The sequence below is a fragment of the Kribbella italica genome (assembly GCF_014205135.1).
Taxonomy (GTDB): domain Bacteria; phylum Actinomycetota; class Actinomycetes; order Propionibacteriales; family Kribbellaceae; genus Kribbella; species Kribbella italica.
In genome coordinates this window covers 626,227-645,925 of the sequence record NZ_JACHMY010000001.1, presented here as the reverse complement: position 1 = coordinate 645,925, position 19,699 = coordinate 626,227, and the positions used below count along the sequence as shown (strand labels likewise).

Genomic DNA, 19,699 nt, shown 5'->3' with positions numbered 1-19,699 from the left:
CGGGCTGCGGCCAGCAGGTCGCGCCCTCCGGGCGGCTGGCGCCCGCCGTGCGCGTACTGCGGGAGCCGGGCGGCCGCCGCCCGCCGTGCGCGTACTGCAGCTTGCAAGTCGCCCCTTCCACCGTCACCCCACACACCCCCAAGCCCGCGGGTCGCAGCGGGAGCCGAGCGGCTGGCGCCTGCTGTGCGCGTGCGGCCTGCAGGTCGCGCCCTCCACCGTCACCCGGCACATCCCCAAGCCCACCCGTGACTGCCATAGCCGGACGGCTGGCGCCCGCGGTGGGCGTGCGCCTATACCGCCGTCCACACGCACACCCCGGTCCCCATAGACCGCCGGAGCTGCGGGCGGTAAGCCGCGATCTGCCCCGCGGGCGCCGGGTGAACTGGTCGGGCGGAGAAGCACTTACCGCCGTACGCGTGTCAGCTGTTGGTCCACTCCAGTAGGTCGTCCATCGACCACGTGTTGATGACGTTCTCCTGCTCGACGCCGCATTCCTCGGCGCGTTCGCACCCGTACGGTTGCCAGTCGAGCTGGCCGGGGGCGTGGGCGTCGGTGTCGATGGAGAACTGGCAGCCGGTCTCGACGGCGATCGTCAGCAGGCGGCGGGGTGGGTCGAGGCGTTCGGGGCGGGAGTTGATCTCGACCGCCGTACCGAACTGGCGGCACGCTTCGAACACGACCTCGGCATCGAAGTCCGACTCCGGGCGAGTCCCGCGCCCGCCGGTGACCAGGCGGCCGGTGCAGTGGCCGAGGATGTCGACGTGGGGGTTGGCGATCGCCTTGACCATCCGCTCGGTCATCGGTTCGGACGCCATCCGCAGTTTGGAGTGCACGCTCGCGACGACGATGTCCAGGCGCGCGAGGATCTCGGTGTCGCAGTCCAGCGAACCGTCGTCGAGGATGTCGACCTCGATCCCGTTCAGGATCCGGAACCCGTCGAGCTCGTCGGCGAGCTTCTGGTTCAGCTCGGCGACGACGTCGAGCTGCTGCAGCCGCCGTTCGCGCGAGAGCCCGTTCGCGACCGTCAGGCGCGGCGAGTGGTCGGTCAGTGCGATGTACGAGTGCCCGAGCCGCGCCGCCGTCCGCGCCATCTCCTCGATCGGGCTGCCGCCGTCGGACCAGTCCGAGTGCAGATGCAGGTCGGCCTTCAGCGCGGAGCGCATCGCCGTACCGTCCTCGGTCAGTGCGGCGGCTCCCTGCTCGAGTTTCGTCAGGTACGCCGGTACGGCGCCGTCCATCGCCTCCAGGATCACCGCCTCGGTCTTCGGCCCGATCCCCGGCAACTCGGTCAGCGTCCCCGCCCGCTTCCGCGCCCGCACCTCGGTCGCCGGCAACCCCTCGATCGTGTCCGCCGCCCGCCGGTACGCCTTCACCCGATGAGTCGGCTGGCGGTCCCGCTCGAGGTAGTACCCGATCGCCCGCAACGCCTCAACCGCCGCCACCACCCCAGCCTTGTCACTCATCCCCCCATCATGGCGGGTCCCACCGACCAACCACCGGCAGAACCCCGTCCCCACCTCCCCGACTTCGAGCACCACCCAGCCACATCCCGCCGCCCACGACGACGGGCCGGCGCACAAGGTTGGGGTCCAGGCTCACCACCTCCCCCACCTCGTGCACCGCTCAGCCACAAACCACCACCCGCGCCGGCCGGCCGGTGCACAAGGTGAGAGCAGTACGGCGCCTGTCGCAGCACCTGCCTGCGCGGCGGCCCGGATGGAGAGCACGAGCGAGCCCCGCCACGCGAGCTGGCGAGGAGGTGGCGCGGAGGTGGCGCGGGAGCGCGGAGGTGACGCGAACGGCGCACGGCGAGAACGCGGCGAGACTGGTCGAGCCGGCAGGCGTCGCAGGCGCGATGGCGCGAGAGCGCGGTGGACCTGCCCGGCAGACGGCGCGCGGCGCGGCGGTGTCGCGGAAGCGCGGCGGCGCGCGAACAGCCAGGCGAGGAGGCGGCGCGGACGACGCACGGCGAGTACGCGGCGGGGGTGGGCCTGCCTGCAGACGGCGCGGGGCGGCGGTGTCGCGGGAGTGGGGGCCAGCCTGCAGGCTGCGCCGGGGCGCGGGAGCGCGCAGACGAGGGAAGTGGCGCGGGCCACGCGCGGCGGGGTGCGCGGCAGGACCGGGCCGGCAGGCAGGCGGCGCCGCGGGAACGCGCGGGCGAGGTGATGACCCGGGCGATGCGCGGCGGGTACGCGGCGGGAGTGGGCGACGCGCGACGGCGCGGGAGCGCGCGGACGAGAAGGTGGCGCGAACGACGGGCGGGCGTCGGGAGCGCGGCGTCGGGCGAACAGGTGGTGGGTGCGGCGGCTCGGGAGCGCGGCGGCGCGGGAGCGTGGAGGCGCCGACGCCCGCGGCGGGCGTGGGTCGGCAGGCGACGCCGGGGGCGCGCAGCGGCGAGCGGGCGAGGAGGCGGCGCAGACGACGCACGCCGAACGCGGCGGGACCGGGCGAGCCGGCAGGCGGCGCCGGGAGCGCGGCGCGTGGGGGCGGGCGAGCAGGTGGTGGGGCCCTGGCGCGGAAATCGGCGAGTGGTGCAGGCGGGGAGCGCGCACGGCGGGGAGCGCGCACGGCGGCGAGCGGAGTGGGCGGGGAGCCAGCCTGTGGGCGAGCGGCGCGTACGCCGTGGAGCCGGCCTGCGGGCGAGCGGCGCGGGGGCGCGTACGGCGGAGAGTCGGCGTACGGGCGCACGGCGCCGGCAACTGCGGCGGGGAGCGGGCGCGCGGTGCCGCCGCGTGGAGGCGGCGTGCGGGCGAGTGGCACTGGCGCGTACAGCGCGGAATCGGCATACGGGCGCGCGGCGCGGGCGAGCCGCTGGCGCAGGCAGGCACCGCGTCCGGCGTCCCGCCCGCCAAGACCGTGGCGGTTATGGTCGGGGCGTGGTGATGGCTAAGGGCAAAGGGCATGTGGCTCGGGCTGAGCGGTTGCAGGGGGCTACGGGGGCGCTTGCCACGGCGGCGATGGCGGCTATGGATGAGGAGTTGCCCTGGTTCAGGACGTTGTCGGCGCAGGATCGGTCGTGGATCGGGTTGGTGGCGCAGTCGGGGATCACGGCGTTCGTGGACTGGTTTCGCGATCCGGAGGCGAACTCTTCGATGCCGACGCGGATGTTCGGGTCCGCGCCGCGGGAGTTCACGCGGGTGATCAGCCTGCACCAGACGGTCGAGTTGTTGCGGACCACGATCGAGATGATCGAGAACACGATCGGCGATCTGCTGCCGGAGGACGACGTGCCGGCGGTGCGGGAGGCAATGCAGCGGTACGCGCGGGAGGTGGCGTTCGCGGCGGCGACGGTCTACGCGCAGGCGGCGGAGATGCGGGGCGCGTGGGACGCTCGGCTCGAGGCGCTGGTGGTGGACTCGGTGATTCGGGGCGAGGCGGACGAGTCGGTGCGGTCGCGGGCGTCGGCGCTGGGGTGGACCGGTGCCAGCGGATCATCAGAGGTGGCCGTCGTGGTGGGAAGGGCGCTCGAAGGAGAGTCCGGTACGGCGAACGTCGCGGACTCCGTCCGGGCGGCGGCGCGGGAGGCCGGGGCCGACGCGTTGTGCGCGATGCAGGGCGACCGGCTGGTCGTAGTACTCGGTGGTACGAGTAAACCTGTGGAGATCGTACAAAAGCTGGCCGCGTGGTTCGGACCTGGTCCGATCGTCGTCGGCCCGGTCGTCAAGGACCTGATGTCGGCCGTCACGTCGGCTCGCGCGGCGGTCGCCGGACTGCGCGCCGCACCCGCCTGGCCGGGCGCTCCGCGTCCGGTCCACGCCGACGAACTGCTGCCCGAGCGGTCCCTGTCCGGCGACGGTCACGCCCGTCGCCAGCTCGCCACCGACGTCTACGGCCCGCTCACGATAGGCGATGGAGTCCTCCTGGACACCGTCAGCGCGTACCTGGACTCCGGCGGTTCGATCGAGGCGACGGCCCGCACGATGTTCATCCACGCCAATACCGTCCGGTACCGGCTGAAGCGTGTGGGCGAAATCACCGGCTACTCCCCGGGCAACCCGCGAGACGCTTTCACGTTGCGTGTCGCACTGGCACTGGGCCGCCTGCTCAACCGCGAGCCGGGTACGACGGTTTTGTAGGATCCCTACAAACTCCGGCCGGTAGAATTCGTACCGCCGGGAGACCCACGAACGGCCCGGCTCAGGGAGAGTTGTCACGTGCTCGTCATCGTCGCGCCCGGTCAGGGCGCCCAGGCCCCAGGTTTCCTCGAGCCGTGGCTGGAGGACCCAGTCTTCGAGAACCGGCTGAACTGGCTGTCCGCGGTCGCCGGTCTCGACCTCGCCCACTACGGCACCAAGGCCGACGCGGACACCATCCGCGACACCGCGATCGCGCAGCCGCTGCTGGTCGCGTCCAGCATGCTCGCCGCGCTGGCGGTCTTCCCGCACCCCGGTGACGCGTTCCAGAAGATGGGCGCGCTGGCCGGGCACAGTGTCGGCGAGATCGCCGCGGCCGTCGGGGCCGGCGTGATCAGCGCCGAGCAGGCGATGGTCCTGGTCCGCGAGCGTGGCAAGGCGATGGCCGCCGCGGCCGCGCTGACCCCGACCTCGATGACCGCCGTCCTGGGCGGCGACCGGGACGAGATCCTGGCCAAGCTCACGCAGTACGGGCTGACCGCGGCCAACGACAACGGCCCCGGCCAGATCGTTGCCGCCGGCACCGTCGAGGAGCTGGCCGCGCTGGCGGCCGACCCGCCGGCCAAGGCCCGGCTGATCCCGCTCTCGGTGGCCGGGGCGTTCCACACCCGCCACATGGAACCCGCCGTACAGACCCTGGCCGGGTACGCCAACTCGATCACCACCCACGACCCGCGGACGCGGCTGATCTCGAACCGCGACGGCCAGGTCGTGCACGACGGCCGCGACGTCCTGCAGCGGCTGGTCCAGCAGGTCAACGCGCCGGTCCGCTGGGACCTGTGCATGCAGACGATGGCCGACCTGCAGGTCACCGGCATCCTGGAGATGACCCCGGCCGGCACGCTGACCGGGATCGCCCGGCGGGCGCTGAAGGGGGTCGAGACGTTCGCGCTGAAGACGCCGGACCAGCTCGACGACGCCCGCGCGTTCGTCGACAAGCACGGCAGCCCGTCGGAGATCGACGCGTCGCCGACCTGGCGGCTGCTGGTCGCGCCGATGAAGGGCACCTTCACCCGCGAGGCGCAGGTCAAGCGCGAGACCGGTGACGCGGTCGAGGCCGGCGAGGTGGTCGCGTCGGTGAAGAGCCTGCGCGACGAGCTCGAGGTGCGTGCGCCGCACGGCGGCATCGTCGTCGAGTGGCTGGTCGAGGAGGGCGACCCCGTCGCCCCCGGGCAGCCGCTGGTGCGGCTGCACCCGAGCGGAGGAAACTGACATGACCGGTTCGATCGCGAGCGTCCAGGGTGCCGAGCACACCGCCGTACTCGGCATGGGCGCCTACCGCCCGCGGACGGTCGTGCCGAACTCGGTGATCCTCGAGCAGATCGACTCCAGCGACGAGTGGATCCGGACCCGGTCCGGGATCCGCGAGCGGCGCTGGGCCGAGCCCGACGAGACCGTGCTGATGATGTCGGTCGAGGCCGCCAAGGAAGCGCTGCGCGACTCCGGCATCGACCCGGCGCAGATCGGCTGCGTCGTCGTCGCCACCGTCACCCACCTGTACCAGACCCCCGCGATCGCGACCCAGATCGCGGTCGGGGTCGGCGCCCCCACGGCCGCCGCGTTCGACATCTCGGCCGCCTGCGCCGGCTTCTGCTACGGGGTCGCGATGGCCAGTGACCTGGTCCGCGGCGGCAGTGCGAAGTACGTGCTCGCGATCGGCGTCGAGCGCCTGAGCGACATCACCGACCGGACCGACCGCAGTACGGCGTTCATCTTCGCCGACGGCGCCGGCGCGGCCGTGATCGGCCCGTCCGACGAGCCGGGCATCGGCCCGGTGGTCTGGGGCTCCGACGGCACGCAGCACGAACTGATCAGCCAGAAGGAGTCCTGGCAGGAGGCGGCCGGCAGCTACAACTGGCCGAACCTGAAGATGGACGGCAACCCGGTCTTCCGCTGGGCGGCGTACGAGATGGCCAGGGCCGCGCAGCAGGCGCTGGACGTGGCCGGCGTCAGCGCCGAGGACCTGGACCTGTTCGTGCCGCACCAGGCGAACATGCGGATCACCGACGCGATGCGGCGGGCGCTGAAGCTGCCCGAGCACGTCAAGGTCGCCCGCGACATCGAGCGGCAGGGCAACACCTCGGCCGCGTCGGTCCCGCTCGCGATCAGCGCGATGCGCGAGAGTGGCGAGGCGAAGAGCGGCGACCTCGCGCTCATCATCGGGTTCGGGGCCGGACTGGTGTACGCCGGTCAGGTCATCCGCATCCCGTAGTACGACCCCTCAGATGTCCGGGGCCACGCGTCCCGGCGTACCAGAGCAGCAGAAATCCGAAAGGGAAACCACACAGATGGCCAGCACCGAAGAGATCCGCAGCAACCTCGCCGAGATCGTCAACGAGATCGCGGGGATCCCGGTCGAGGACGTCCAGCTGGACAAGTCCTTCACCGACGACCTCGACGTCGACTCGCTCTCCATGGTGGAGGTCGTGGTGGCCGCCGAGGAGAAGTTCAGCGTGAAGATCCCCGACGACGAGGTCAAGAACCTGAAGACCGTCGGCGACGCGGTCGCGTTCATCGAGCGCGCCCAGAACGGCTGACGAAGCCGATCGTGCCGGCAGCGGTTGCTCGCCGGGCCTGAGGCCCGGTGAGCACGCCGCCGGTACGCCGTACCAGCAGGACCCCCACCGCACCAGTTCTCTCGCCGAAGGATGAGGTAACCATGTCGAAGACCCGAGTCGTGATCACCGGGCTCGGAGCGACGACCCCGGTCGGGGGCGACGTCGCCAGTACCTGGGAAGGCCTGCTGGCCGGCCGGTCCGGCGCCAAGCTGCTGACCGCCGACTGGGTCGAGGAACTGCCGGTGAAGATCGCGGCTCCGGCCGCGGTCGAACCGACCGAGATCATCGAGCGGGTCAAGGCCCGCCGCCTGGACCGCAACGCGCAGTTCGCCGTGGTCGCCGCCCGCGAGGCCTGGGCCGACTCCGGCCTGGCCGACGTCGAGCTGGACAAGACCCGCCTGGGCGTCGCGATCGCCACCGGGATCGGCGGCCTGCTCACCACGCTGACCAACTACGATGCGCTGCGCAGCGGCCCGCGCCGGGTCTCGCCGCTGGCGATCCCGATGCTGATGCCGAACTCCGCGGCCGCCAACGTCGGCCTCGAGCTCGGCGCGCTGGCCGGCGTCCAGACCCCGGTCTCGGCGTGCGCCTCCAGCAACGAGGCGATCTCGCTGGCCGCCGACCAGATCCGGCTCGGCCGCGCCGACATCGTCGTCGCCGGTGGCGCCGAGGGGTCGATCGCCGGGCTGCCGCTGGCCGCGTTCGGCCAGATGATGGCGCTCAGCAAGCGCAACGACGACCCGGAGCGCGCGTCGCGTCCGTGGGACGTCGACCGCGACGGCTTCCTGCTCGGTGAGGGCGCCGGCGTCCTGGTCCTGGAGACCTACGAGCACGCGGTCGCCCGCGGCGCGAAGATCTACGCCGAGTTCGCCGGCGCCGGCATCACCGCCGACGGCCACGACATCGTGCAGCCCGACCCGACCGGTTCCGGCGCCGAGCGCGCGATGCTGCAGGCGCTGCGCGAGGGCGACCTGGCGGCCGGCGACATCGTGCACATCAACGCGCACGCGACCTCCACCCCGACCGGTGACGTCGCCGAGGCGATCGCGATCCGCAAGGCGCTCGGCAGCGCGACCGACCACGCGATCGCCACCGCGCCGAAGTCGATGGTCGGTCACCTGCTCGGCGCGGCCGGTGCGGTCGAGTCGATCGCCACGGTGCTCGCGCTGCACCACCGCGTCGTACCGCCGACGATCAACGTCGACAAGGTGGACGACGGCGTCGACCTCGACATCGCCACCGAGCAGCGCAAGCTGCCCGACGGTGACGTCGCGGCGCTGAACAACTCCTTCGGCTTCGGCGGGCACAACGTCGCCCTGGCCTTCAAGTCGATCTGATTCTCGTGATGGGCCGGGACTGCCCCGGCCCATCAGTTCCAGCAGGCAGTTCGAGCTAGCTGATCCCCCGGAGATGCCCATGACCACTGCCCCCGCGAAACCGGCCAAGCTGCCGCGCGAGCTGGACCCGCGCAACCCGTTCACCCGACTCACCCAACTGCTCGACCCCGGCAGCCTCGAGCTGATCACGCCCGACGACCTGTCCGGCATGCTCGCCGTCCGCGGCACGATCGCCGGCGCGCGCGTCGTCGCCTTCTGCTCCGACGCGACCGTGATGGGCGGCGCGATGGGCGACGAGGGCTGCGAGGTCGTCTGTACGGCGTACGAGGTGGCGCGGCGCGAGGAGCTGCCGATCATCGGGCTGTGGCACTCCGGCGGAGCCCGGCTCGCCGAGGGCGTGCTCAGCCTGCACGCCGTCGGCAAGATCTTCTACGCGATGACGCAGGCCTCCGGCAAGATCCCGCAGATCTCCGTCGTGCTCGGCCCCGCGGCCGGCGGTGCGGCGTACGGGCCGGCGCTGACCGACGTGGTGATCCTCGGTCCGGAGGGGCGGATCTTCGTCACCGGCCCGGACGTCGTCCGCTCGGTCACCGGCGAGGACGTCGACATGCTGCGCCTCGGCGGTCCCGAGCCGCACGGCCGGCGCTCCGGCGTCGTCCACATCACCACCGACACCGAGGCCGCCGCGCTCGAGAAGGCGCGCCAGCTGGCCGACCTGTTCGCGAACCAGGGCGACGTGTCCGGCGAGGTGTCCGACACCGATCTGTCCGGGCTGCTGCCGGAGTCGGCCAAGCGCGCGTACGACGTGCACCCGCTGGTCGGCGGCGTGCTCGACGAGGACTCCGGCGTGGAGCTGCACCAGCGCTGGGCGCCGAACATCGTCACCACGCTCGGCCGCCTCGGCGGGCGCACGGTCGGCGTGATCGCGAACAACCCGCTGCGCCTCGGCGGCTGCCTGGACGCGCTGTCGGCGGAGAAGGCGTCGCGGTTCGTCCGGATGTGCGACGCGTTCGGCGTCCCGATGGTGGTGCTGGTCGACGTACCGGGCTATCTGCCGGGCGTCGGGCAGGAGTGGGACGGCGTCGTACGACGGGGTGCCAAGCTGCTGCACGCCTTCGCGGAGTCGGTCGTCCCGCGGGTCACGCTGGTGACGCGCAAGACGTACGGCGGCGCGTACATCGCGATGAACGCGCGCTCGCTCGGAGCGACCCGGGTGTTCGCCTGGCCGCGGGCCGAGGTCGCGGTGATGGGCGCGGTGGCGGCGATCCGGATCCTGCACCGGCGCAAGCTCGCCGACGTCGCGCCGGAGCTGCGCGCGCAGGTCGAGGCCGAGCTGGCCGCCGAGCACGAGAAGATCGCCGGCGGGATCGAGCGGGCCCGGGAGATCGGCGTGGTCGACGAGGTCGTCGAGCCGGCCAAGACCCGGTCCGCTCTGGCCGCGGCGATCGCGACGGCCGAGGAGAACGGCAAGGTCCGAGGACGGCACGGAAACATTCCCTTGTAGAACAAATTCCCTTGCAGACAAGAGAAAGGGCGCGGACCGTGAGGTCCGCGCCCTTTCCACGTGGTGCGGCCGCTGTTGGTGACAACCGGGGGTGTCCCGACACCCGGTGGCCCAGCGGCCACGGCCTGGTCCCCGGATCCTCCGGGGAAGCTGTGGGTCTCCAGCATCCTCGACAATCTGCCGAAAAGCTCCTGCCTGCACTGCTTTCTTCAGAACTTCTCAGGTTTGCTGTCGAGCGGTTGATTCAATGCCTACACAACCTGGTGCAGCCAGCGAACGGGAGCACCGTCACCTGCGTAGCGAAACGGCTCCAGTTCGTCGTCCCACGGCCTTCCCAGCAGCCGTTCGACCTCTTCGGTCAGGTCGGCCTCGCCACTGGCGGCCTTGAGCATCGCGGCCTTCAGCCGGTCCTCGGGCACCATGATGTCGCCGTGCACCCCGGTGGTCGCGTGGAAGACCCCGAGCGCCGGGGTGAACGAGTACCGCTCCCCCTCGACGCCGTTGCTGGGCTCCTCGGTCACCTCGAAACGCAGCTTCTGCCATCCGCGCAACGCGGACGCCAGCTTGGCCGCCGTACCGGCTTCCGCCTGCCACGACAGCTCGGCCCGGTACTGGCCCTGGGCCGCGGGCTGCGGTGTCCAGTCCAGTTTCACGGGCACGCCAAGGATGCCGCCCGCTGCCCACTCGACATGCGGGCACAGCGCTGACGGCACAGTGTGGACGTACAGAACGCCACGAGTCGTCGCCACCAGGGCCTCCTTTGTGCTCGAGCTGCGCCTTCCCCAGCGTTCTCGATCACAGTCAGACGGACCTGACAGCGAGGTCCATCTTGCACCACAGATCCCTTTGACACCAGCAACCTCGCCGTGTCAACTACATCACCGTCGTGTCGCGATCCGGCACCGGCCGGTCCGTAACGCTCAACCCGACGCGCGGACCACCAGTCGCGTCGGCAGGATCAGTGGACTAGGTTGCTCTCCCGCGAGCAGCGCGAGCAGCATCCGGGCCATCTCCCGGCCGAGCGCCTGGATCGGCTGGTGCACGGTCGTGAGCGGCGGAACGGTGTGCCGCGCGCCGGAGATGTCGTTGAAGCCGACCACCCCGACATCTTCCGGTACGGACTTCCCGGCCTCCCGCAGGACCCGCATCGCGCCGACCGCCATCTGGTCCGAGGCGACGAACACCCCGTCCAGGTCCGGCCAGCGGCTCAGCAACTCCCCCATCGCCTTCGCGCCGCCGTCCTCGGCGAACTCGCCGTGCGCGACCCGGCTCGCCTCGAGCCCGGCGATCGCGAGCGCGTCCTGGAAGCCCTGGTACCGCGCCGTACCGGCTCCTTCGTCGAGGCGTCCGGTGATCGTCGCGATCCTGGTCCGGCCGCCGGCGATCAGGTGCTCGGTCGCGGCCCGCGCGCCACCGCGGTTGTCCGCGTCCACGTAGTACGACGGCTCGAAGTCGCGCGGCCGGCCACCGAACACCACCGGTACGTCGGCCTGCTGCGCGAGCGCGGCGAGCGGGTCGTTCTCGTGCAGGGACATCAGCATCACGCCGTCCGCCTGCCGGGTCCGCAGCAACTGCTCGAGCCGCGCCTGGCCGCGCCGGGACGTGGCAAGCGACAGGACGAGCTCGAGATCGGTCTCCTCCAGCACCGACGAGATCCCGACCACCACCTCGGCGAAGAACGGGTCGGCGAACAGCGCCGGGTCCTCCCCCGAGATCGCCAGCACCACCGACCCGGCCTGCTGCGTGGCCAGCGCGCGAGCCGTTGCGTTGGGCACGTACCCGAGCGCGTCGACGGCGCGTTGCACCGCCTCGCGCTTGGCCCGGCTGACGTGCGGGGCGTTGTTGATCACCCGCGACGCGGCCGACCGCGAGACTCCCGCCCGCTCGGCCACCTCGTCGAGCGTCACCTGCCGCTTCGGCATCCCGCTCCTTCGTCGTCGAATGGATAGAGGTTAGTTCAGCGGACGGCGCCGTCCATGATGCCGCTGACGATCTGCCGGCCGAACAGCACGAACACCACCGCCAGCGGCACGGTCGCGATCAGCGTTCCGGAGAACATCAGCGTGTAGTCGGTGTAGTACTGCGTCGCCAGCTGGCTCAGCGAGAACTGCACGGTCGGGTTGTCCGCCTCGAGAATCGCCAGCGGCCAGAGGAACTCGTTCCAGGTGCTCATGAACGTGAACAGTCCCAGTACGGCGGCGCCCGGCCGCAGCGCCGGCGACACCACCCGGACGAACAGGCCGAACGTGCTGCACCCGTCCAGCCGCGCGGCCTCGATCAGCTCGTCGGGCACCGCGCGTTCGGCGTACTGGCGCATCAGGAAGACCCCGAAGGCCGACACCAGGAACGGCACGACGACGGCCTGCAACTGGTTCTGCCAACCGAGCTTCACCATCACCATGTAGAGCGGCACGATGCCCATCTGGACCGGGACCATCATCGTGGCCAGGACGACGAGCAGCAGGGCGTTGCGGCCGCGGAACCGTAGTTTGGCGAAGGCGAAGCCGGCCAGCGACGAGAAGAACACCACCGACACCGTGACGGCGACCGACGCGACCATCGAGTTCACCAGGCCGAGGGCGAAGTGCGCGTCCTCGGCGCCGAACAGGCGGCTCACGTTGGCGCCGAGGTTGCCGCCGGGGATCAGCGGCGGCGGCAGCTGGCCGATGACGTCGTTCGACCGGGTGGCGACGACGAACAGCCAGTACAGCGGGAAGACCGACAGCACCAGACTGACGATCAGGGTGAGATAGACCAGGGCGTTGCCACGGGTTCTCATCAGATGCCACCTTTCAGCCGGCGGGCGATCAGGGCGTTGGCGACACCGGCCAGCACGGTGAGCAGAAAGATCATCCAGGCGATCGCGGATCCGTAGCCGTAGTCGAAGTTCTGGAAGCTCTGCTCGAACATGTACATCGCGACGGTCTGGAACTGGCGCAGGCTGCCGCCGGAGATGTCGCCCTGGCCGAACAGCAGCGGCTCGGTGAACAGCTGCATGCCGCCGATCGTCGACATCACCACGGTGAAGATCAGCGCCGGCCGGATCAGCGGCACGGTGATCGACCGGAACTGCCGCACCGCCCCGGCGCCGTCCAGTTGCGCCGCCTCGTACAGATCTCGCGGAATCGCCTGGATCGCGGCCAGATAGATCAGCGCGTTGTAACCGGTCCAGCGCCAGTTGACCATGCTGGCCACCGCGATCCACGACGATCCCTTGCCCGCCTGCCAGTCGATCGGGCCGATGCCGACCAGCCCGAGCACCCCGTTGACCAGTCCGGCGTCGCGCCCGTACAGCTGCCCGAACACGATGGCCACGGCCGCCACCGAGGTGACGATCGGAGCCAGTACGCCGAGCCGGAACAGCATCAGCGCGCGGATCGGGCGGTTCAGCAGTCCGGCGATGACCAGCGCGAAGCACAGCTGCGGCACCGTCGACAGCAGGAACATGCCGAGCGTGTTCAGCATCGCGTTCCAGAAGTCGGGGTCGGCGAGCAGGCGCTGGTAGTTCGCCGTACCGACGAAGCCGGCGTCGCCGGTCAGGTCCCACGACCGCAGCGAGACCCAGGCGGTGTAGACGAGCGGGAAGAAGCCGAACACGGCGAAGAGCAGGAAGAACGGCGTGACGAAGAAGTACGGCGCTCCATGCAGGTCGAGGCGGCTCCGGTTCACTTGCCCGCGGCCCGCTCGGCGTCGTTCATCGCCTTCGTCCATGCCTGGTCGGGGCCGAGCTTGCCCTGCTCGATCGCGGTCAGCGCGTCACCGATCCCGTCGCCGACGACCTGGTTGTCCGGCCCGAGGTAGACCGGCTTCAGGCTCTTGGCGGACTGGCCGAAGATCTTGCCGACCGGCGCGTCGCTGAAGTACTCGTTCACCGCACCGGTCACGGCCGGGTCGTCGATCGCCTGCGGGGAGGACGGGAAGTTGTTCTTCGCCTTGAACGCCGCGGTCTGTCCCTGCGGACTGGTCAGGAACTTCGCCAGCTCGGCGGCCTCCTTCGGGTGCTTGCTCTGCGCCGGTACGGCGAGGAACGACCCACCGCGGACCGCGCCCTGCCCCGGCACCCGGGCGACGTCCCACTTGCCGGCGTTCTCCGGGCCGGCCTGGTCCTTGATCTGGCCGAGCATCCAGGCCGGGCACGGGATCGTCGCGAAGCTGCCCTGCTTGAAGCCGGCGTTCCAGGCCGGGCTCCACATCTGCAGCTTGCCGGACAGGCCGGCACCGATCATCGCGACGGTCTGGTCCCACGCCTTCCGGACGCCGGGGTTGGTGGCGGCGATCAGCGTGTTCTCGCGGTCGAAATAGGTCTGGTCGCCCTGCTGCATCAGGATGTTCTGGTAGACCGTGCCGGCGGTGTCGAAGAAGCTGGCGCCGGTGTTCGCGGCAGCGAACTGCTTGCCGGTGGCAAGGTATCCGTCCCAGGTCGGCCAGAGCGCACCGACCTTCGCGCGGTCGGTCGGCAGTCCGGCCTTGGCGAACAGGTCGCTGCGGTAACACATGCCCTGGGCCCCGATGTCGGTGCCGAGGCCAATCAACTTGTTGCCGTCGGGAGTCAGGGCCTGCTGCCACTTCCAGTCGAGGAAGTTGCCCTTCAGCGCGGCGGCGCCGTGGTCGAGCAGGTTGACGAACTGGTCGGGCTTGGCCATCAGCTTGATCAGGATGCCCTCCTCCAGCGCGACCACGTCGCCGGCGCCGCTGCCCGCGGTCAGCCACTGCTGCAGCTTCGGCGTGTAGTCGGCCAGCTTGGCGATGTTCTCCTGCTTGACCTTGACGCTCGGGTGGGACGCCTCGTACTGCGCGACCAGGTCGTCGTAGCCGAACTGGCCGAAGGTCTTCACGGTCAGCGTGATCGTGCCGTCGGCGGACTCGCCGGTCTCGCCTCCGCCACAGCCGGTCAGCACCAGGCTCGCCGCGACCGCCGTGGCGGCAAGCGCTTTCCTCGTCGTCGTACGCATGGGGACTCCAATCCGGGGAATTGGGAGAAACTGGTAGCGCTCCCAGCCGGGACTGTAGAGCAACTCGCGCCGAAGGTGAAGCCTTGACAGCGCTGCGGCCGCTCGGCACCATGCAGGAAATTGAAAGCGCTCCCAGCCCAACTCCTCCGGAGGCAGCGCCATGTCCACGCTCCGACGACGGTCCGGCCTCGTGCTGGCCGCTCTGGTCTTCTCCTTCGTCAGTCCACCCGCCGCGCAGGCCGCGGACCCCGAGTACGAGCGGATCCTGAACGGGACCTTCGACACCGGCAGCAAGAGTCCGTGGTGGAGCAGCGGCAGCACGCCGTCCGCCGTCGAAGGCGGCCGGCTGTGCGCCCAGGTCCCGGCCGGGACGGTCAACGTGTGGGACTCGATGATCGGGCAGGACGACATCCCGGTCGAGGACGGTCAGCCCTACCGCCTGCGCGTGACCGCCTCGGCCAGCCGGGCGGTCGAGATCCGCGCGGTCGTGCAACTGGCCGGCGCGCCCCGGACGACGGTGCTGAACAAACCGGTGGCCGTGGGCACCACACCGAAGACGTTCGAGTTCACCGCGCCGTCGACGGTGACCAACGACCACGCCCAGGTCAGCTTCCAGGCCGGCGGCACCGGTGCGGCGTTCACGCTGTGCCTGGACGACATCTCGCTGGTCGGAGGTGTCGTGCCACCTGGTGGGGTCCGGGACTTCGGCTCACCGGTGCGGGTCAACCAGCTCGGGTACCTGGGCAACGGTCCGCGGCGGGCGACGTACGTGACCGACGCCGTCGACGCGCAGCCGTGGCGGTTGCTCGACGCAACGGATCGGGTGGTGAGCTCGGGCTTCTCCACGCCGTACGGGCTGGATGCGGCGGCGGGGACCCGGGTGCAGCTGATCGACTTCGGGCGGTACCGCGGGAGCGGGCAGGGATTCCGGCTGGCCGTCGGCGACCAGCTGAGCGAACCCTTCGACATCGGCAACGGTCTCTACCGGTCGTTGCGCCGGGACTCGCTCGCGTACTTCTACAACAACCGCAGCGGGATCCCGATCGAGGCGCGGTACGTCGGCGAGGAGTACGCGCGGCCGGCCGGGCACGTCGGTGTCGCGCCGAATCAGGGCGACACGTCGGTGCCCTGTCTGCCGGGGACGTGCGACTACAGCCTCGACGTACGGGGTGGTTGGTACGACGCGGGCGATCACGGCAAGTACGTGGTGAACGGCGCGTTGGCGGCCTGGCAGTTGCTGGATCTGTACGAGCGGTCGGCGCAGCATCGGGATCGTGGGGTCGACCTGCGCATTCCCGAGGCGGGCAACCGGACTCCCGACGTCCTGGACGAGGCACGCTGGGAGATCGACTTCCTGCTGCGGATGCAGGTGCCGTCCGGTTCTCTCGCGGGGATGGTGCACCACAAGATCCACGACGTCGCGTGGACGGGGATGCCGTTGCTGCCGTCGGCGGATCCGCAGCCGCGGTACCTCTACCCGCCGTCGACGGCGGCGACGCTGAACGTTGCGGCCGTCGGGGCTCGGTGTGCGCGGGTCTACGCGGCGTGGGACAAGGCGTTCGCGGCTCGGTGTCTTCGGGTGGCTGAGAGGGCGTGGAAGGCGGCTGCGGCGCATCCCGCGGTCTATGCGCCGGACGGTGGGGTCGGAGGGGGCGCGTACGACGACACGAAGGTGAGCGACGAGTTCTCGTGGGCGGCGGCCGAGCTGTTCGTTGCCACCGGCAAGGCGTCGTACCGGCGGTCGATCACGACGGTGCTGAAGGCGGCTGACGGGTTCTCGTGGCAGGAGACGGGCGGGCTCGCGGATCTCGCGCTGGCGCGGGCGCCGTGGCGGTTGCCGCTGCTCGACCAGTGGAAGCTGCGGCAGCGGATCGCCGCGGTGGCCGACGTGTACGTCGCCGCGCTGCGGGGGCAGGGGTACGCCAATCCGTACAAGCCCGCTGACGGCAAGTACGTCTGGGGCTCGAACAGCGCGGTCGCGAACAGCGCGATGATCCTGGCGATCGCGCACGACCTGACCTGGTCCGGCAAGTACCGGGACGCGGCGCTGGAGTCCCTCGACTACCTGCTGGGCCGGAACGCGATCAACCAGTCGTACGTCACCGGGTACGGCGAACGCGCGAGCCAGAACCAGCACCACCGCTTCTGGGCCAAGTCGCTCGACCCGGCGCTCCCGTCGCCGTACCCGGGCTCACTGGCCGGCGGCCCCAACTCCGGACTCCAGGACCCGGTAGCCCAACGCAACCTCCAGGGCTGCGCCGCCGCAACGTGCTACACCGACCACATCGGCTCGTACTCCACCAACGAGGTCGCAGTGAACTGGAACTCGGCACTCGCGTGGATCACGGCCTTCGCCGACGCCGAGAACAGCTCTCCAAATAGTTCGAAAGTTCTGGCCAGTCCTGTCGACCTCACCAGTGGGTTCTACGTCGATCCCGACTCCACACCGAAGGCCTGGGTGAACGCGCACGGGTCGGACTCGCGGGCGGCTTCGATCAACTCGAGCATCGCCTCCAAGCCAATGGCTCGGTGGTTCGGGAATCCGCCGAGCGGGTCGACGATCGGGCAGCTGGTCGGTGGGTACGTCGGCGCGGCGGACAACGCCGACAAGTTGCCGGTGCTCGTCGCCTACAACCTCCCCGGACGCGACGCGTGCGGCGGGCACTCGGGCGGCGGCGCCGGGTCGCCGGCGGCGTACCGGACGTGGGTGTCGGCGTTCGCCGACTCGATCGGCACGCGCCCGGCGGTGGTGATCGTGGAGCCGGACGCGCTCGGGGACTTCGAGTGCATGAGTGCCGCGCAGATCACCGAGCGGAACGCCATGCTGTCGTTCGCGCTGCAGCAGTTCCGCGACAGGGCGCCGAACACCTGGGCCTACCTGGACGCCGGCAACGCCGGCTGGGTGCCCGCGGCAACCATGGCCCAGCGGCTGGCCGGTGCGGGGGTCAGCGCCGCCCACGGTTTCGCCGTCAACGTCTCGAACTACTACACGACGTCGGCCTCCACGACGTACGCCAACAACGTCCGCGCCGCGATGGCGACCCCGAAGCCGTTCGTCGTCGACACCAGCCGCAACGGCAACGGCTCCAACGGCAACTGGTGCAACCCCGCCGGCCGCAAACTCGGCACCCCCACCCAACTGGGCGGCGGCGCCGAGATGCTGCTCTGGATCAAGGTCCCCGGCAACTCCGACGGACCCTGCGGCACCGCACCCAGCACCCCGGCGGGCCAGTTCAACCCCGACCTCGCCGTACGCCTGATCAACGGGAACTAGGGAAAGCGCGTGGCCATCGCGATGCAAGCACCAGCAGCCGCCAGGGTGAACAGCATCGCGATGCCCGCGAACCTCGACGTCACTTCCTTGTCGACCTTGTCGTAGCCGACCGAGGAGCCGATGTCCTTGTAGACGTCCTCCAGCTCTCCCGCGGACTCCGCCGTGTACGCCTCGCCGCCGGTGATCTCGGCGACGCTGCGCAGCTCGGCGCGGTCCGGGGGAACCCGCTGCCGGATCCCGTCCATCTCGATGAAGCCGGAGTCGGTCCCGAAGGTGATCGTGTAGACCGGCGTGTTCTTCGCCTTCGCCGCCTGCGCGCCTTCCTGCGCCGTACGGCCGACGGTCCGCTTGCCGTCCGACAGCAGCACGATCCGCGCCGGGGCCGGGTCGTTCGGGTGCTCGGGGTCCGGCGGGACCTGCGTCAGCGACTGCAGCGAGGTGAAGATGCCCTCACCGGTGGCGGTCGACTCCGCGAGCTCCAGCCCGTCGATCGACCGCTGCACGGTCGCCCGGTCGGTCGTCGGCGGCACGATGATGGACGCCGTCCCGGCGAAGTTGACCAGCGAGACGTTGAACTTCGACGGCAGCTGGTTGACGAAGTTCTTCGCCGACTTCTTCGCCGCCTCGAGCCGGTTCGGGTCGACGTCGGTGGCCATCATCGACAGCGAGACGTCGATCGCGACCACGATGGTGGCCCGTTCGCGCGGCACCTTGACCTCGTCCTTGGGCTGCGCGAACGCGACCACGCAGGTCGCGGCGGACAGCAGCGCGAGCCCGACGGCGAGGTGCCGGCGCCACTGCGGGCGCCGCGGGGCGACCCGGTCGAGCAGCGCGATGTTGGTGAAGCGCAGCGCGTACTGGGCGCGCCGGTGCTGCAGGTAGATGTACGCCGCGATCACCAGCGGGATCAGCAGCAGGAACCAGAGTCGGGCCGGAGACAGGAACTCCATCAGCGAGCCACTCCCTTCGGCGGTTGGTGCAGGCGCGGGGCGACTCGCTTGTAGGCGAGCACGAACCGCACGGTGTCGGCGACCCAGTCCCGGTCGGTCCGCAGAACCAGGTGCCCGGCACCTACCCTACGCAGGGCGCTCCTGGTTCGTTCCCGCTGCGCGAGTGCCGCGGCGGCGTACTCGTCGCGGACCCGGCGCTTGCGGGTGTCGATCTCGCGCACCGCGCCGGTCTCGGGGTCACCGATCATCACGACCCCGATGTTCGGCAGCTCGAGCTCGCGCGGGTCGACGATCTCGACCGCGAGCACCTGGTGCTGCGCGGTCAGCTTGCGCATCGCGCGCTCCCAGGACGGTTCCATCCGGCTGTCGATCTCGCCGTCCTCCGGGGTCAGGAAGTCGGACACGACGACCCGCAGCCCGCGCTTGCGCTGGGTCCGGGCCATCGAGTCGAGCGCACCGGCCAGGTCGCTGCGCGCCTTGTGCTCGCCGTGGTCCTTCTCGGCGAGCAGCGCGCGGAGCAGCCCGTACAGCGCGAGGCGGCCGGAGCGGGCCGGCCAGCGGCGCAGCGTCGAGTCGCGCAGCATCAGCCCGCCGAACCGGTCGCCCAGCCGGTGGGTGAGGAAGCCGACGGTCGCGACGGCGGCGACGGCGAGCTCGCGCTTCTCCAGCTGCGACGTACCGAAGTCCATCGAGGCGGACAGGTCGACCAGCGCCCAGGTCTCCAGCTCGCGGTCCGCGATCAGGTCGCGGACGTGCGGCATCGTCGTCCGGGCGGTGACGGCCCAGTCCATCCGGCGGACGTCGTCGCCGACCTGGTACTCACGGGCTTCGGCCAGCTCGGTCCCCGGCCCGGGCAGCAGCCCGAGGTGCTCGCCGTGCAGGTACCCCTCGAGCCGCCGTACGACGGTCAGCTCGAGGCGCCGCAGCGCGCGCTCGGGAGCGAGCTGCGAGATCGTCATCGCAGCCCTCGGGTCGGGTCGGTTGGCCATCG

At 70.9% G+C, this 19,699-nt stretch carries 15 protein-coding genes; 7 read left to right on the top strand and 8 right to left on the bottom strand.

The annotated features are described in order from the left end of the window. Nucleotides 1-419: 419 nt before the first annotated feature. The gene (locus HDA39_RS03205) at nt 420-1,463 is read right to left on the bottom strand and encodes a PHP domain-containing protein (RefSeq protein WP_184793749.1); all 1,044 of its coding nucleotides are present in this window, start codon (nt 1,461-1,463) and stop codon (nt 420-422) included. Nucleotides 1,464-2,882: 1,419 nt separating this feature from the next. Between HDA39_RS03205 and HDA39_RS03200 the strand changes: the two genes are divergently transcribed. From HDA39_RS03200 to HDA39_RS03175, 6 genes are all read left to right on the top strand, one after another. After that, on the top strand, nt 2,883-4,076 hold the full coding sequence (locus HDA39_RS03200) for a PucR family transcriptional regulator (protein WP_184793748.1): 1,194 nt from the start codon (nt 2,883-2,885) through the stop codon (nt 4,074-4,076). A gap of 78 nt (nt 4,077-4,154) precedes the next feature. Then, on the top strand, nt 4,155-5,345 hold the full coding sequence (locus tag HDA39_RS03195; protein WP_184793747.1) for an acyltransferase domain-containing protein: 1,191 nt from the start codon (nt 4,155-4,157) through the stop codon (nt 5,343-5,345). A gap of 1 nt (nt 5,346) precedes the next feature. Then, complete coding sequence (locus tag HDA39_RS03190; RefSeq protein WP_184793746.1) at nt 5,347-6,345, top strand: beta-ketoacyl-ACP synthase III; 999 nt, start codon at nt 5,347-5,349, stop codon at nt 6,343-6,345. A gap of 76 nt (nt 6,346-6,421) precedes the next feature. Next, a complete protein-coding gene (locus tag HDA39_RS03185) occupies nt 6,422-6,670 on the top strand; it encodes an acyl carrier protein (protein ID WP_077017127.1) in 249 nt (82 codons plus the stop codon). A gap of 122 nt (nt 6,671-6,792) precedes the next feature. Next, the gene (locus tag HDA39_RS03180; RefSeq protein ID WP_184793745.1) at nt 6,793-8,028 is read left to right on the top strand and encodes a beta-ketoacyl-[acyl-carrier-protein] synthase family protein; all 1,236 of its coding nucleotides are present in this window, start codon (nt 6,793-6,795) and stop codon (nt 8,026-8,028) included. Nucleotides 8,029-8,107: 79 nt separating this feature from the next. Beyond that, on the top strand, nt 8,108-9,532 hold the full coding sequence (locus tag HDA39_RS03175) for an acyl-CoA carboxylase subunit beta (protein ID WP_184793744.1): 1,425 nt from the start codon (nt 8,108-8,110) through the stop codon (nt 9,530-9,532). Between the two features lie 251 nt (nt 9,533-9,783). On the opposite strand, the gene HDA39_RS03170 is transcribed toward HDA39_RS03175, so the two are convergent. The 5 genes from HDA39_RS03170 to HDA39_RS03150 form a co-directional block, all read right to left on the bottom strand. Then, on the bottom strand, nt 9,784-10,281 hold the full coding sequence (locus tag HDA39_RS03170) for a DUF3145 family protein (RefSeq protein ID WP_184793743.1): 498 nt from the start codon (nt 10,279-10,281) through the stop codon (nt 9,784-9,786). A gap of 171 nt (nt 10,282-10,452) precedes the next feature. Beyond that, the gene (locus HDA39_RS03165; RefSeq protein ID WP_184793742.1) at nt 10,453-11,454 is read right to left on the bottom strand and encodes a LacI family DNA-binding transcriptional regulator; all 1,002 of its coding nucleotides are present in this window, start codon (nt 11,452-11,454) and stop codon (nt 10,453-10,455) included. A 35-nt stretch (nt 11,455-11,489) separates the two neighbouring features. Continuing rightward, entirely contained in the window at nt 11,490-12,311 is an 822-nt protein-coding gene (locus HDA39_RS03160; protein ID WP_184793741.1) for a carbohydrate ABC transporter permease, read from the bottom strand. Beyond that, nucleotides 12,311-13,201: a carbohydrate ABC transporter permease gene (locus HDA39_RS03155; protein ID WP_337925604.1), complete on the bottom strand. Its 891-nt coding sequence runs from the start codon at nt 13,199-13,201 to the stop codon at nt 12,311-12,313. Before HDA39_RS03155 ends, HDA39_RS03160 begins: the two co-directional genes overlap by 1 nt. Then, entirely contained in the window at nt 13,198-14,484 is a 1,287-nt protein-coding gene (locus HDA39_RS03150; protein WP_184793739.1) for an extracellular solute-binding protein, read from the bottom strand. Before HDA39_RS03150 ends, HDA39_RS03155 begins: the two co-directional genes overlap by 4 nt. A 160-nt stretch (nt 14,485-14,644) precedes the next feature. Between HDA39_RS03150 and HDA39_RS03145 the strand changes: the two genes are divergently transcribed. Then, a complete protein-coding gene (locus HDA39_RS03145) occupies nt 14,645-17,758 on the top strand; it encodes a glycoside hydrolase family 9 protein (RefSeq protein ID WP_184793738.1) in 3,114 nt (1,037 codons plus the stop codon). Here the strand turns inward: HDA39_RS03145 and HDA39_RS03140 are convergent. Both HDA39_RS03140 and HDA39_RS03135 read right to left on the bottom strand, forming a co-directional pair. Beyond that, a complete protein-coding gene (locus HDA39_RS03140) occupies nt 17,755-18,708 on the bottom strand; it encodes a VWA domain-containing protein (protein WP_184793737.1) in 954 nt (317 codons plus the stop codon). The genes HDA39_RS03145 and HDA39_RS03140 overlap by 4 nt on opposite strands. Beyond that, complete coding sequence (locus tag HDA39_RS03135) at nt 18,708-19,697, bottom strand: DUF58 domain-containing protein (protein ID WP_238355965.1); 990 nt, start codon at nt 19,695-19,697, stop codon at nt 18,708-18,710. The genes HDA39_RS03140 and HDA39_RS03135 overlap by 1 nt, the downstream gene beginning before the upstream one ends. Nucleotides 19,698-19,699 lie beyond the last annotated feature (2 nt).

Bases quoted from the DNA above. Each gene is read 5' to 3' on its own strand.
- HDA39_RS03205 (WP_184793749.1), bottom strand. From the start codon at position 1,463: ATGAGTGACAAGGCTGGGGTGGTGGCGGCGGTTGAGGCGTTGCGGGCG.
- HDA39_RS03200 (WP_184793748.1), top strand. From the start codon at position 2,883: ATGGCTAAGGGCAAAGGGCATGTGGCTCGGGCTGAGCGGTTGCAGGGG.
- HDA39_RS03165 (WP_184793742.1), bottom strand. From the start codon at position 11,454: ATGCCGAAGCGGCAGGTGACGCTCGACGAGGTGGCCGAGCGGGCGGGA.
- HDA39_RS03135 (WP_238355965.1), bottom strand. From the start codon at position 19,697: ATGGCCAACCGACCCGACCCGAGGGCTGCGATGACGATCTCGCAGCTC.
- HDA39_RS03180 (WP_184793745.1), top strand. From the start codon at position 6,793: ATGTCGAAGACCCGAGTCGTGATCACCGGGCTCGGAGCGACGACCCCG.
- HDA39_RS03185 (WP_077017127.1), top strand. From the start codon at position 6,422: ATGGCCAGCACCGAAGAGATCCGCAGCAACCTCGCCGAGATCGTCAAC.
- HDA39_RS03175 (WP_184793744.1), top strand. From the start codon at position 8,108: ATGACCACTGCCCCCGCGAAACCGGCCAAGCTGCCGCGCGAGCTGGAC.
- HDA39_RS03140 (WP_184793737.1), bottom strand. From the start codon at position 18,708: ATGGAGTTCCTGTCTCCGGCCCGACTCTGGTTCCTGCTGCTGATCCCG.
- HDA39_RS03190 (WP_184793746.1), top strand. From the start codon at position 5,347: ATGACCGGTTCGATCGCGAGCGTCCAGGGTGCCGAGCACACCGCCGTA.
- HDA39_RS03150 (WP_184793739.1), bottom strand. From the start codon at position 14,484: ATGCGTACGACGACGAGGAAAGCGCTTGCCGCCACGGCGGTCGCGGCG.
- HDA39_RS03145 (WP_184793738.1), top strand. From the start codon at position 14,645: ATGTCCACGCTCCGACGACGGTCCGGCCTCGTGCTGGCCGCTCTGGTC.
- HDA39_RS03160 (WP_184793741.1), bottom strand. From the start codon at position 12,311: ATGAGAACCCGTGGCAACGCCCTGGTCTATCTCACCCTGATCGTCAGT.